Here is a 13,954-nt window from a genome sequence, read left to right as displayed (position 1 = left end):
CAAGAGAGGGGACCATGATGCGGCAACAGGGTCGCGGCGGTCAAGGTTGCGCCGGCAACGATTTTTCGGGGTCGCCGGGAGCGGCATGACGCCGCCATGGGGAAGGGCGAGGGATGGAATGGTGGAGCAGGGGGTGATGGCGCTTGGGCGGAGGAGGGCGGTCACAGGTCACCGCCGGACAAAGCAGGGAAAAGGGGAAGGAAAGCGCTTGTCCAGGGCGCTCCCTTCCCCGCTGTCATTTTTTCCACCACCACTGCGCGCGGCGGCAGAGCAGTTCGATATCACCGGCAGCGGCCACGTTGAGCATCTTGCGATACTGGCGCACGGCCTCGTGGCTGTACGGATTGGCCTCGAAGAGGCCGGTGAACATGGTGCCGTCCTCGGTGAGCATCTTCTCTGCCGCGTGCAGGCGGCGGCGGAAGGAGGGGGTGATATAGGGCAACAGGTCTTCCTGCCCTGCCAGCAGGGCAAAGTAGGCCAGGTTGGTGATGAAGTTCATGTTCTGGACGCGGGCCATGGCGCGGTCGTGCTCGTCGGCCGTGGCCCGGAAGGTGCTGCACCCCAGGGCCCGGAAAAAGGCCTCCACCAGGGCCGTGTCTTCCTCGCGGGCCGTGCGGCCGGGCGTGACGGTCACGGGCAGGCCGTCCTCGTCGGGCGTGGCCGGGCCAAAGAGCGGGTGCGTGCCCACCACCGGGCCGGGCCAGATGGCTTCCATCTGCTGCAGGGGCCGCACCTTCACCGACGTGATGTCGGCCAGGATGGCCGTGGCGGGCAGATGGGCGCAGACCGTGGCGGCCACGTCGGCAAAGACGGCCGCGGGCACGCAGAGCAGCGCCAGGGCCGCATCCTTGCAGGCCGGGGCCAGCACCGCATCCGTCAGGGGCACGTCCACGCCCCGCATGTCCAGACCGGCGGCCTTGCCGCGGCGGCAGAGCATGGCGCCCATGCGGCCCCGGCAGCCAACGACCAGCACTGCGCATCCCCGCAGGGAGGCTGCGGCTTTCGCGGGCACGGGGCCGGTGCCGTCTCCGTCCGCCCTGGGCGTCGTCGAGCTGTCCGGGCTCACAGCAGCCGCTCCCAGACCTTCCAGAAGGTGGGGAAGGACTTGCGCACCACCAGCGGATCGTCCAGCAGGGCGTCCATACGCTTGCCGTGGGGCAGGCCCAGCAGGGCCAGGGACATGGCGATGCGGTGGTCGTTGTGGGCCGAGAAGCGCGCGGCCTCGTCCCAGGCCGGGCCGTCGGGGCCCGTACCGTGGACGGTCAGGCCGTCGTCATGCTCGTCCACACGCACGCCCAGACGGGCCAGCTCGGTGGCCGGGGCGGTGATGCGGTCGGATTCCTTGATGCGCAGATGGGCCACGTTGCGCACCCGGGTGGGCCCCTGGGCAAAGGCGGCCAGCACGGCCACCGTGGGCACCAGATCCGGGCAATGGCCCATGTCCACGTCCACGCCGTGCAGGGCCGAAGGATGCACGGTGATGGACGTGCCCTCCACCTCGGCGCGGGCGCCCATGGCGCGCAGGATGTCCAGCATGGCGCGGTCGCCCTGCAGGGAATCGGCCCTCAGGCCGTCCACACGCACGGGGCGGCTGCCCAGGGCACCGGCGGCCAGCAGGTAGGAGGCCCCGGACCAGTCGCCTTCCACCTGATAGCTGCCCGCACGGTAGGTGCCGGGCTGCACGGTGATACGCAGGCCGTCGGGGCGGGCGGTGCGCAGGGCGCGCCAGCCGCCGTCGGGCAGGAGCTGCCACGGGCCGTCGGGCTCGCGGGTCTCCACGCTGAAGCGGATGCCGAAATCTTCCAGGCAATGCAGGGTCAGGCCCACATAGGGCCAGGACACGGCCTTTTGCCCGCCCAGTTCCACGCACAGGGGTGCCGGGGCCAGCGGCGCTGCCAGCAGCAGGCCGGAGAAATACTGGCTGGAGGCATCCATGCCCAGGCGCACGCGGCCGCCGTTGCGGGCGGGATCGAGGCCTGCGGCCCGCAGCAGCAGGGGCGGACAGTCGGGACGCTGCTCGAAGCGCACGTCCGTGCCCAGGGCCTCCAGGGCGCGGGTCAGCTCGTCGATGGGCCGCTCGTGCATGCGCGGCGCGCCGTGGATGCGGAACAGGCCGTGACCGGCGGCCAGCACGGCGGTCAGCAGGCGGCAGGTGGTGCCGGATTCGTGCACGTCGCAGCTCAGGGGCGTGCCCGTGCCGCCCCGGGGACGGCCGTCCATGCCGGTGACGCGCCAGCCGCCTTCCTCGCCGGGCAGGGCTTCCATACGGGCACCGGCGGCGCAGAGGATGGCGCGGGTGCATTCCAGGTCGCGGCTGTCCAGCACATGGTGCAGCTCGGACGTGCCGTGGGCCAGGGCCGCGCCGATGCAGTAGCGGTGCGAGATGGATTTGGAGGCCGGGGCCCGCACGCAGGCGGTATCGGGACTAGGCATGGCTGTCCTCCACGTCGTCCAGGCCGATGCGGTCCAGCTGCGGGCCGGTGGCGTAGCTGCCCAGGATGCGGAAGCTGGTGCAGGTCTCGGCCAGCTTCCGGAGCAGATCCTCATACTGGGGGGCGGTCAGGTCGCATTCCACGTCCGTGAAGAAGACGTACTTCCAGCACTGGCCGCGCAGGGGGCGGGACTCCAGCTTGCGCATGTTGATCTTGTGCTCGGCCAGCAGGGAGAGCACGCCGGAGAGCGTGCCGGACTTGTCCGGCAGGGTGAAGAGCATGGAGGTCTTGTCCGCGCCGGTATGGCCGGGCACGGGCGCGGTGCGCGGCAGCTTGTCCAGCTGTCCCACGGGCTTGGGGCCGATGATGACGAAGCGCGTCCAGTTGCCGGGCTCGTCCTCGATGCGGCGGGCCAGGATGGAAAGGCCGGTCATGTCGGCCAGCTTGCCGTTGCCGATGGCCGCAGACTGCGGATTGGCGGCGGCCATGCGGGCTGCGGCGGCGGTGGACTCCACGGGGATGAGACCGGCCTGGGGCAGATGGCTGCGCAGCCAGCCGCCGCACTGGGCCAGGGGCTGGGGGTGCGAGTAGACCGTGGTGATCTCGGCCAGGCTGGCGGCGTGGCTCAGCAGACAGTGCGAGATGGGCGAGAAGAGCTCGGCCTGGATATGCACGTCATACTTGAGGAACAGGTCGAAGCTGACGCCCACGGTGCCCTGCAGGGAATTCTCCAGCGGCACCACGCCCAGCTCGCAGCGGCCGGAGTGCACGTCGGCGAAGACCTGCGGCAGGTCGTTGCAGGGGTGGAAGCTGGCGGCATGGCCCAGATACTCCACACCGGCAAAATAGGAGAAGGTGCCTTCCGGGCCCAGATAGGCCACGTTCTGCGGGCGCTGCAGGGCGCGCGACGAGGAGAAGATCTCGCGCCAGATGGCACGCAGGTGCTCTTCGGGCAGGGGGCCGTCGTTCTTGCGGGCCAGGCCGTCCAGCACTTCGCGCTCGCGCAGGGGCTTGAACACGATGCCGGGGTCACCGGCCTTGATGCGGCCCACTTCCAGGCTCAGGGCGGCGCGGCGGTTGAACAGGGCCAGCAGTTCCTGGTCCACGCTGTCGATCTCGCCGCGGATGGCGGTCAGGCGCTGGGGGGCGTCGGAGGGGGAATGTGCGTCGGCCATGCTACACCTCGCGGATCTCTTCCTGGATGCGCATGCCGAAGTGGCGGCCTGCCTGATCCAGACGGCAGAGCACCGTATCGCCGGGCTTGAGGCTGACCACGCTCAGGGGCGTGCCGTCAGGGGCGGTCAGGCGGATGGTCTCGGCGTTCTGCAGGAACACGGCGCCGCGCTTGGGGCCTTCGGGGGTCTCGGCCTCGGCTTCCACCAACAGCATGGGGCGCACTTCGATCTTGACCCGGCCCACCGTGGCCACGCTGGTCTGGCCGTCGGCGCCTACGATGAGCACTTCCTGCCCTGCGGCCAGTTCGCCCAGGTAGCAGGTCTTGTCATGGGGCAGGCGGGCATAGGCATGCACGGCCCCGGCATTGACCCTGAAGGGACGGGCGGCCACATATTCGTTGTGTTCGGTCTCGGCATGGACAAGGAAGGTGAAGGCGCTGGAATTGCCCACCAGCATACCCTGGCCACGCTTGAGCAGCGAAAGGGTATCGGCGCAGACGCGGTGCCCCAGGCCCACGGGTTCCACGCGGGTGATGACGGCTTTCTGCAATTCCTCGCGTCCCTGCGAGATCTTGCACTGGGCCACGATGGCCTTGAGTTCGGCCAGAGCCTCGGGCAGGACCACGATGCCGTCCACGCCGCGTTCCAGGATGCCGGCGGCCAGACGGGCCTCTTCCAGGCTGCCCGCCTCGGCCAGCACGTTGTCGGCCTGGGCCAGCAGGTTCTCCACGGGGATGATCTCCCAGCCGCGGGCCAGGCAGGCGGTCTCACCGGCCTTGAGGCGGGCCACCAGGGCCTCCTCGTCGGCCTTGACGTTCAGCGGCACGCTGGCCACGTCCTCGCAGGCCCAGACGGTGCAGCGGGAAAGGGCGGCCACCTTCTCCACCTGGGCGCGGGGCACGATGACCCCGTCCACACCGGATTCCAGGGCCAGGGTCACGTCAGCCTTGCTGAACGGTTCGCAACGGTAGTAGATGCGGGCCATGCTATTCTCCCACGATGGCCAGGGCTTCTTCCACCGTGGCGTTCTCATGCACGATGGCGCGCAGGGCACGCACGAGCTGGATGCGGTTGGGATGCTGGAACACGTTGCGGCCCATGGAGATGCCCGCGCCGCCGGCCTTGATGGCATCGTGCACCATCTGGAGCACGTCGCGGGTGGAATCCATGCGTTCGCCGCCGGCGATGACCACGGGCACGCAGCAGGAGGAGACCACGTCGGAGAAGCTTTCCATGTCGCCGGTGTAGGGCACCTTGACGATGTCCGCGCCCAGTTCCACGCCCACGCGGGCACAGTGGGCCACCACGTCGGGGGCGAAGCCGTTCTTGATGGCCGGGCCGCGGGCGTACATCATGGCCAGCAGGGGCATGTGCCAGTCGTCACAGGCGGCGGCCACGCGGCCCAGGTCGGCCAGCATCAGGCGCTCGTTGGGATCGCCCAGGTTCACATGCACGGAGACGCAGTCGGCGCCGTGCTTGATGCCTTCTTCCACGGTGCCCACCAGGGTCTTGGTGTTGCCCTGGGGAGAGAGCATGGTGGAGGCGGACAGGTGGACGATGAGGCCCACGTCCTTGCCGGCGTTGCGGTGCGAGCAGCGGACCAGGCCCTTGTGCATGAGCACGGCGTCAGCGCCGCCCACGGCCATGTCGTTGACGGTCTCGCGCATGTCGATGAGGCCGTCGACGGCACCGATGGTCACGCCGTGATCCATGGGAACGATGATAGTGCGGCCGGTTTCACGATTGATGATGCGTTCCAGACGAACCTGTTTGCCAAGGTACATGGGATCTCTCCTTGTGGAATGGAGCCGTTCCGGCGGCGCTGGATACAAAAAAAGGGCCGCCGGCTAATGCCTGCGGCCCCGAAACTCTCTGACAGAAGATGTCAGCAAAGCTCCTGACCACAGGCTCCGCTAAAGTACGCAAAATAAAACCAGCTAAAGCAAAAGCCGGTAGCAGCGTAGCAGGAGGTGGCAGGAACGAAACGGGACATCTTCAAAACTCCAACAGTTTCCATGAACGCTACGCCGCAGCCCGGGGCTTGTCAAGAGTCGCTCGTGAAAAAAATGCCTCCCGCCGGAAAATAGCGGGGGCTATTTCTGTATCATATTGTTTTTATTTGTTTAAAAAATGATTGTCCGTATGGAATTGGTGAAGGATGGCCGCAGTGGCGGCGTCCCGGGAATGGGGCTGTCAGGCCCGTCTGTCTTCGGAGATGACGAGCTGTTGCAGTTTTTGTTTCAGGCACCGGCGCCGGGTGGCGATAAATTTTTCAAAAGCATCGAATCCTAGATCCGTGTCCTCAGATACATACAGCATAGGAAACCTGGAAGGATTTTTCTGGATCCATTGTGAAAGGTCCATGTCCTGCTTTGCTTTGTTTTCCGAGGCGTTCAGCAACTGCAGGTTGGCGATCCCGTTCCAGTTCTCTGGGGCTTCATAAAAAGTCCGCCGTTCAGGATTGTTGCCCCAGTCATGCTTGGCAAGGACGGCTTTTCTGAAGCCTGCCGCAGGATGGATATGGTCGATATCGAGCGCCTGGCTGAAATCAAGGTCAGGATACAGCAAGGCAAGGATCGAGAAACAGGAAGGATGCTCTTTTTGTGTCTTTAGCAGCCTGTCGATGAAGTCATCAGTGAAGGTCATGTCCTTCGATGTCCCACGAAAATGCTCTATGATATTTTCGAGAGGAAAGAGTTTTGTATCAGAGAGGTTTGAGCGCAGGATGCGACGAAGCGTCGCCAGTGTCGTATCGCTATGCCCACCAAACGTTCCTTTCAGCAGGGACATATGGAGCCACTGGCAGATCTTTTTGCGTTCATCTTTGTTCTTTGCCGGATTGTTTATCGTTTTGTACAACGGTTCATGAGAAGTGTCTGCCTTATGAAAAACATAGTATACGATAGGAATTAAGGCATTCTTGGCTCTGAGGGCTGCATCTGTCAGGCCAAAGGATTTTATGAGTTCAAATGTATTATTGAAGCATAGTTGAAGATTTTTCCATATTCTTACTATGGATTCAACCTTGTCTCTGTTGAAGTTTTTTACTTTGAACTGGATATCGTTTCCAGAGACAGCAAGAGCTGTTTTGAGAACAAAATCACGTGTTATGTGGAAGCCTTTGGATCCTGCCTCAGAGACGATATTATCGATATCTTTTCTAATATCGATATCTTTGTCTTGAAAATTTGCAATAGCAATGGATATCAGCAGATCCGAAAAAGAGAGGGGGCTACCTCCGTGATTGGTACGAATAAAAATACTGACGATATCATCAATTTCTGTACTTGTTTCATTGTAATAATTGATTATTTTTTCAGTGCGGATGCTTGTGTATAATCTATAGAGCGTTTTGAAGGCATAGCTATTTGTTTCCAAGTCATTATCTTTAAGATAATGCAGGATGGATTCATGGATTTCTTGTGTGCTCGTCGCTTTCTTCCCAATACATTTCGTGTCGATACAGAAGATATCACCCACCTTGAACCAAATTTTTTCTGATATTTCCCCCGCAAGAAATCTGAATTCATATTGTATTTTGTCCTCGGCCTGTTCATCTTCAAGAGGAGATGCAATATTCAAATAAAGCTTACGTTCTGGCAAGATTTCAGAATTCTTGGATGATGGCCACCATTTTCTGGGGAGTTTATAAGCATACGTCCCTTTGAGCCCGATATAGAGAGAGGTGAGCCGCTGCTGTCCGTCGATGACAGCCCAGAAGTGTTCCAGACCTTTGGTATCCAGATCGGGATTATCTTCGCCGAAGCGTTCACAGTAATTTTTAAGGAATTGAAAAAAACGAAAATCATTTGCTATCCGGGGGGTAGTTACTTCCCAGAACATAAAGGAGTTGATGGGGTAGCCCCGCATGATGGAGTCAAAGAGAGAGCATATTTGCTCAGGCCGCCATATGAATTTGCGCTGTATGGCTGGCAAAAGATATTCATTTTTTATGATATGGCGTACAGCATCTTCAATCGTGATAGGTTCTGCATAGCTACCAGCCATGTTTGCTCTCCTGATGAATCATCATATCGAAAAAATCAAAATATATTATTCGATATAAGGAAAAATAACCATAAAAAAAGGAGGGGCGGGCTACCCCTCCTGATAAGAAGACGGCTTTTTTACGCCCCGTGGGCCAGGGCCTGGACGGGAGCGGGCTCCAGCGTTTCGCTGTGCACGGCCTGCTGCCCGGCGTTCTCGGCCAGGGGCGCGGCGCTGGCCGTGACCGGGCGCAGCTTGCGGCTGTGCAGACGCTGGAAGATGAAATCCGCAGGCTTGGTGCCCGCCGGGATGGCGGCAAGGGGGAATTCCGCGCGGCCCAGGTTGCGGTGGCCGCCGGCGGAGCCCACGTCGTAGAAGCAGGCGTCGGCCAGACGGCCGATGTCGCGGCTGCCGTCACCGCGGAAGATGACCACCACGGTCTTTTCCACCACGCCGCAGACGGCGATCCACTTGAGGCCGTGCACACGGGTGAAGAAGTCGGCCACGGCCACCAGCAGGTCGGCGCTGTCCACCTCGTTGAGCCAGACCATGGCCCCGCCCCGGCAGTCGCGCAGGGAGCGGAACGCGCGGGAGAAAAGGGGCAGCCAGGCGCGCAGGTATTCGCTGCGGATGATGCGGCGCAGCAGGGTGGCGTCGGCATGCTTGATGAGCCACTGGTAGGCGCGCAGGTCGTCCTCGCCGCCGGAACGCTCGAAAGTGGCGGTATCCGTGCGGATGCCGTAGAGCAGCGCCGTGGAGAGCAGCGGCCCGGGCTTGATGCGCAGACCCTGCAGGTAGCGGGTCATCATGGTGCTGGTGGCACCGAAACCGGGGCGGATGTCGCAGAAGGGCGCCTGCGGCAGCTGGCCTGCCGTGAGGGGATGATGGTCGATGATGAGGTCGAAAGTGATGCCCTGGAACGCCGGGTTGTGGTGGGGCTGGGAGTCCACCATGGCGAAATTGGTGTAGAGATCGGCCTTTTCGGGCTGCCAGAGCTTGGCCGGGATGCGCAGGTAGCGGATCATGGCCAGGTTGTCGGGCCGGGTGACTTCGTTGATGCGGAAGATGTCCACACCGCGCACACGATGCGCCATGATGCGCTTGAGCGCCAGCGCCGAGGCCAGGGCGTCCGGGTCCGCCGAGATGAGGATGGCCCAGCGCTGATCCTTGGTCAGTGTCTGCCGCCACTGTCGCATCTGCGCTACATAGGGATTGGTCATGACCGCTTTACTCCGCTGTTTTGGCGTTGTTGGGGCCGTGCGGGCAGCCGGGGGACACGGTATCCGGCTGGCTGGCCAGCAGGTCGCGCAGGAGGGGCAGGGATTCCTCCACCCCCTGCCAGCGGAAGATCTCCAGCAGATGACGGCAGTTCCCGGGCAGACGGCCGGCCAGTTGCCGTGCCAGATGCTGCTGGGCTGCCGTGAACCGGTGCAGGGCCAGATGCTGGTCCTGGGTGCCGGGGGCGCTCCAGTGGACCAGGGCCGCTGTCTCGGGCAGGGGAGATGCCCAAAGTGCGTTTTGAGCATAGCTCATGAGGTGGCCGACGTCCAGACAGAAGCCCAGGCCGTGATCGGCCGGAAAGCCGCGTCCCAGGCCGGCGATGTCGCAGATGTCGGTGTTCTCCAGCAGCAGGGGGATCTTGCTGCGGCGCTGCCAGCAGGCGGCGGCCTGACGCAGGATGAAACGCTGCAGCACGGGGCTGCCCTTGGGGGCATGGAGCACGGCGCCCCAGGGCTTGAGCCAGGCCACCCGGTCAAAGACGCGCAGGGCCAGCTCCACGGCCACGCGCACGGCTTCGGCATCCTTCTTGCGCGGCCAGGGCAGATCCACGGGCAGGTGGACATGCCAGCTCAGGGGCAGGTCCGCCAGCGCGGGGGGCAGGTCTTCGTCGTCATAGGCAAGGCAGGAACGGGCTTCAAAAAGGCACAGGGCCACTTCATCGACGCGCCCGGCCAGAAAGCGGGCATTGTCGGCCACATTGGCGGGCATGACAAAAGAAGGAGCGCCGATGACGGGGCCGGGGGTCTGCTTCATGGATCCTCCTTGGGAGCAGGGAAGGGGAACGCCTTGGGGGAAGGGCTCCCGAATACGGGCGGGGATGGCCGTTGCCTGAAGCCATGGCGTCCGGGGATGCGGAAGATCGAAGGCATCCCGGACCGGCAGCAGACCGGCTGCAGCGCGGCAAGACGGCATCCGGGCAGCAAAGCCCGTGCGGGGCCCTGCCTGACGGTTTCCTGAAAAGGTAGGTATTCCAGAGGGAAAAGGCAATACCAGGCATTGCTGCCGCTACGGGCGGGAGAGCTGAGGGCCTCCCGTGCCACAGGCCGTGTCCTGCGTCAGGGGCCGTCCCGGCTCCGTCCGCGGCGACATGGATCGGGAAGGGCGTACCGGTCCCTGTCCCTGCGGGCCGGGATGCCGGAGAGGCAGCGCCCTTGCCGTATCCGCCCTGGTGGAGCTGCCGGGCCGGTGAGCTCGGGCGGGAGGAACGGAAAAGGGGAAGGGGAAAGCCTTCGCCGCGGCGCAAGCTGTCCCCCTTCCCCGGATGGTCATGTACGCATCCAGGCCTCAGGGCCGGGACTACAGCAGTTCCTGCGTCTGCCAGCCGTGGGCCTCGGCGGCGGCGCGGGTCTGGGCACCGCCCAGTACGCAGGTCACGCCGTGACCGGCGGCTTCGGCCAGCACGTCGGCGAAGTCGCGGAAGTGCCGGGCCGTGGTGCCGAGGATCTCGTCACGCATCTGCTGGCGGGCGTCCTCGTCGTCCCCGGCCAGATGGCGGGCCAGGCCCTGCGCACCGCGGGCGTCGGGCAGCAGGTAGCTGTCCAGGTCGCCGATGGCGCCCACGATGGCGCTGGTGAGCTGCTCCTTGTCGGGACGGAAGGAGCGCAGGTAGTCGGCCATCTGGTCATAGGCGGTCAGGGTCTCGTCCACGTTGGGGTCGCGGTACGAGGCGCAGACCAGGGTGCCGCCCATGCGGTCCAGCATGCAGAAGGCGCCGTAGGCACCGCCGCGCACGCGCACGCGTTCCCACAGATAGCCCATGCGCATGTAACGCAGGATGACGCTGGCCGAGCCGTGGTAGGTGTAGCCCAGGTCGTAGAGGTTGGCCGCCTTGCCCACATAGTTGATCTGGGCCGGGGCCAGGAAGGCCTCGGCGGCGGGCAGACCGTCGCTGAAGGGCGGCAGGACCAGGGCCGCGTCACGGCCGGCGGGCAGGGCGGCCAGCAGGTCGGCGGCCTGCCGCTGCACGGCATCCAGACCGGCGGTCTCGGCCGTGCAGTCCACCAGCACGTCGGGGCTGACCACGATGAGGCGGCGCAGCTTGTCCAGATCGGCCAGCAGGCTGTCGGGATCGCTGTCCAGACGCTGCAGGTGCTCGCGTACGGCCATGAGCTGGCTGATGCCCGACAGGCGCTCGGCCAGCAGGCCGGAGGACGTGAAGTGGGCGCGCAGGCGGGAACCCACGGCCGAATGACCGGCCGCCACCAGACCGTGCTCCAGACGGGCCTTGTCTTCCAGCAGCATCTGGCGCAGGCGCTCCAGACGCACGGCGCGGTCGGTCAGGGGCGCCAGCAGGATCTCGCGGAAGATGTCGAACAGGTCGGGCACCTTGTCGTAGACGGCCTTGCCGGCCACGCTCAGATATTTGACCAGGCCGCGCTCCCCGCGGGTGGTGGCCAGCAGGGGATCGGCGCCCACACCGCCGGTCTTGGCGGCCATGCGCGCGCCCAGTTCGCTGAAATCGCGGCGGGCGGTGCCCACTTCGGTGAGGCTGCGGGCAAAGAGGGGCAGCAGGGGCTCCAGGCGGGCCGGGACGGCGTTCAGGGGCAGGAGCAGGGCCGTATAGGCGATGCCGCTGGTGGGCAGGTCGTGGGCCAGCCAGGTCTGGCCGCCGCTCAGGGCCTCCCGCACGCAGGGCACGGGCGTGTTGCGCAGGGGCAGGGCATCCATGCCCAGGCTGGGGATGGTGGCCAGGGCCTCGGGGCTGTCCGGAGCGGACTGGGCGGCCTGCAGACGGCTGGTGGCCTCCACCAGCTCCTGCCGCTCGGCGTCGGAGCAGGCCTCGTACACGGCGGCCAGGCGGGCGGCCTCGCGGTCCTCACGGGCCTTGGCCAGCCGGGCGTCAGGCAGCAGCACCACGGTGGCGCGGTGTTCGTTGTTGAGGAAGTGGTCGCGGATGGCGTTCTCGAAGACCTTCTCCCCGGCGGCCAGACGGGCCTTGATTTCGGCCAGCGGGCCTTCCCAGGCCAGCGGGGCCAGCGGGTCGCCGTCGTAGAGCCAGGTGGACAGGGCCTGGATCATGGCCGAGAGGCCGCGCGGGAAGCGGCCGGAATTGTTCTCGCGGTAGGAGAATTCCACGCTGTTGACGGCGGCTTCCACGGCGGCGGGGTCGATGCCGTCCTCGGCAAGGTCGGCGAGGGTCTCGAAGATGAGCATCTCGGCGTCCTGCACCTTGCGCGGGTCCACGCCCTTGAGACCGGTGGAATAGTACATCTGGCGCAGGTCGGTCTCCAGGCCGCAGCCGGTGGTGTCCTCGCCCAGGCCGGAGCTGATGAGGGCCTTGCGCAGGGGAGAGCCCGGCAGGCCTTCGAGGATGTGCTCCAGCATCTCCATGAGCAGGGCCTGATGCACGTCGCCGCGTTCGCCCAGCAGCCAGTTGACCGTGAACAGGGCCGTTTTCTGGCCGTCGGTGGCGGCGTAGGGCACTTCCACCTGCCGGGGCGTGTCGCGGCGGGGCTGCAGGGGCACGGCGGAGTCCACCGCGCGGGCGGTATAGCCCTGCAGGGCCTCGGCCACGATCTCCAGACGCTTTTCTTCCGGGTCATCGCCCCAGAAGAAGAAACGCGCGTTGGAGGGATGGTAGTAGCGGCTGTGGAAATCGCGGAAGGCCTCGTAGGTCAGGTCCGGGATGACTTCCGGGTTGCCGCCGGAGTCCAGGCTGTAGAGCATGTCCGGGAAGATGGCCTGCTGGCTCTGTTCGGCCAGCACGGAATCGGGCGAGGAGTAGGCGCCCTTCATCTCATTGTAGACCACGCCCTTGTAGGTCCAGGGGCCCTTGGTGTCCTCGGCCTCCACGTGCCAGCCTTCCTGCCGGAAGATGTCCTCGCTGATGCGGGGATGGAAGACGGCGTCGATGTAGACGTCGATGAGGTTGTAGAAGTCCTGCAGGTTGGCGCTGGCCACGGGATAGCAGGTCTTGTCCGGGAAGGTGAAGGCGTTGAGGAAGGTCTGGAGCGAGCCCTTGAGCAGCTCCACGAAGGGTTCCTTGACCGGATATTTGTCCGAGCCGCAGAGCACGGAATGTTCCAGGATGTGGGCCACGCCCGTGGAGTCCGTGGGCGGGGTGCGGAAGCTCACGCCGAAGCACTTGTTCTCGTCGGCATTGCTGACGGAGAGCAGCTGCGCGCCGGTGACGCCGTGTTTCCAGAGCCGGGCCGTACCGCCCACTTCGTGCAGGCGGCGCTCGGTGACGAGTTCGAAACCATGACTGTTCATGAGGGATCCTTTCAGGGAAGGTTCGTTGGTAAGATTCATATGGTTCGGCTATACTATGGAGCCTGCCGCTTTGCAAAGAGCGTGCTGGCGCCCCGGCGCAGGACCCTTTGCCGGAACGGCGGCCGCGGACTGTATAAAAAAAGCACATAGGCCGCCTGCTGCGGGGCAAAGCGTCCAATTTTTTTACAACCTGCCGGAATGGCGGGAAAAAATGTTCAATTTCTGTACAGGTGCCGGGGCTAGGGAAACGCCTTTTTTAAACCTTATTTTGTAATTTATTGTTTTTATTATGAAAATATACTTTGGCACGGCGATTGCTGTATCCCGTACAACAACGGCATCGTCCGGGACGGGCCCTCCGGTCCGCCACCACTACGGGGACAGCGCCGAACAGATATACATGCCATACCATCTTCTTCCTTTTTGGAGGTCCGTCATGGAACACCACAAATTTCTTACCGTCCGCGCTACCGCGGCAGCCGCATGGCCTCTTTGCTGCCTCGGCCCGCGACAGACCGCGGTAGCGTGGACAGCCTGACGGACCTCCTTCGAACCTGAAACGAACATCCTCCGCTTCTTCTGAGACCTCCTTCCCCCGGTCGGCCTGTCCCCCCCCAGGACCGGCCGGGACTGAAAACAGCAACCTCCTTCCTCCTGAAAAAGTCCCTCCCCGGCCGGCTCGTCCCTCCTTCGGAGCCGGCCGGGAACATACCGACCTTCCTCCTCCTGATACCCCCCGGCAGCTCCGCCCCCCCTTGAGGGGCTGCCGGTGATCCCGGAAAATTTCCCGCTAGATAGTGTCGTCAAATTATGTTTGCCCACAAAGATATGCATCTGATTTGAACGGCGGCAAGAAAAGATGCACAT

At 64.1% G+C, this 13,954-nt stretch carries 9 protein-coding genes; all 9 read right to left on the bottom strand.

Annotated elements, in window-relative coordinates; genetic code table 11:
* Positions 1-235: 235 nt before the first annotated feature.
* Positions 236-946, bottom strand: coding sequence for a prephenate dehydrogenase/arogenate dehydrogenase family protein (locus tag HF854_RS07940; RefSeq protein ID WP_205906068.1), 711 nt, complete (start codon positions 944-946; stop codon positions 236-238).
* A 116-nt stretch (positions 947-1,062) separates the two neighbouring features.
* The gene (locus tag HF854_RS07935) at positions 1,063-2,433 is read right to left on the bottom strand and encodes a 3-phosphoshikimate 1-carboxyvinyltransferase (protein ID WP_168935810.1); all 1,371 of its coding nucleotides are present in this window, start codon (positions 2,431-2,433) and stop codon (positions 1,063-1,065) included.
* Entirely contained in the window at positions 2,426-3,607 is a 1,182-nt protein-coding gene (pheA, locus tag HF854_RS07930) for a prephenate dehydratase (RefSeq protein ID WP_168935809.1), read from the bottom strand. Before pheA ends, HF854_RS07935 begins: the two co-directional genes overlap by 8 nt.
* Position 3,608: 1 nt before the next feature.
* Positions 3,609-4,592, bottom strand: a complete 984-nt coding sequence (locus HF854_RS07925) for a 3-dehydroquinate synthase II family protein (protein ID WP_168935808.1) — start codon at positions 4,590-4,592, stop codon at positions 3,609-3,611.
* A 1-nt stretch (position 4,593) separates the two neighbouring features.
* Positions 4,594-5,391 carry a 2-amino-3,7-dideoxy-D-threo-hept-6-ulosonate synthase gene (locus tag HF854_RS07920; protein ID WP_168935807.1) on the bottom strand — a complete coding sequence of 266 codons (798 nt, stop codon included), beginning with the start codon at positions 5,389-5,391 and terminating at the stop codon, positions 4,594-4,596.
* Between the two features lie 409 nt (positions 5,392-5,800).
* The gene (locus HF854_RS07915; RefSeq protein ID WP_168935806.1) at positions 5,801-7,615 is read right to left on the bottom strand and encodes a DUF262 domain-containing protein; all 1,815 of its coding nucleotides are present in this window, start codon (positions 7,613-7,615) and stop codon (positions 5,801-5,803) included.
* Between the two features lie 119 nt (positions 7,616-7,734).
* Complete coding sequence (locus tag HF854_RS07910) at positions 7,735-8,814, bottom strand: DHH family phosphoesterase (protein WP_168935805.1); 1,080 nt, start codon at positions 8,812-8,814, stop codon at positions 7,735-7,737.
* Between the two features lie 7 nt (positions 8,815-8,821).
* Positions 8,822-9,628 carry a cobamide remodeling phosphodiesterase CbiR gene (gene cbiR / locus HF854_RS07905; RefSeq protein ID WP_168935804.1) on the bottom strand — a complete coding sequence of 269 codons (807 nt, stop codon included), beginning with the start codon at positions 9,626-9,628 and terminating at the stop codon, positions 8,822-8,824.
* 543 nt (positions 9,629-10,171) lie between these two features.
* Entirely contained in the window at positions 10,172-13,087 is a 2,916-nt protein-coding gene (locus HF854_RS07900) for an insulinase family protein (RefSeq protein ID WP_168935803.1), read from the bottom strand.
* Positions 13,088-13,954 lie beyond the last annotated feature (867 nt).

The organism is Desulfovibrio piger (assembly GCF_012843875.1).
In the GTDB taxonomy this organism is placed as follows: Bacteria; Desulfobacterota; Desulfovibrionia; order Desulfovibrionales; family Desulfovibrionaceae; genus Desulfovibrio.
The sequence above is the reverse complement of the archived record's forward strand: the minus strand, read 5'-3'. Positions and strand labels throughout refer to the sequence as shown.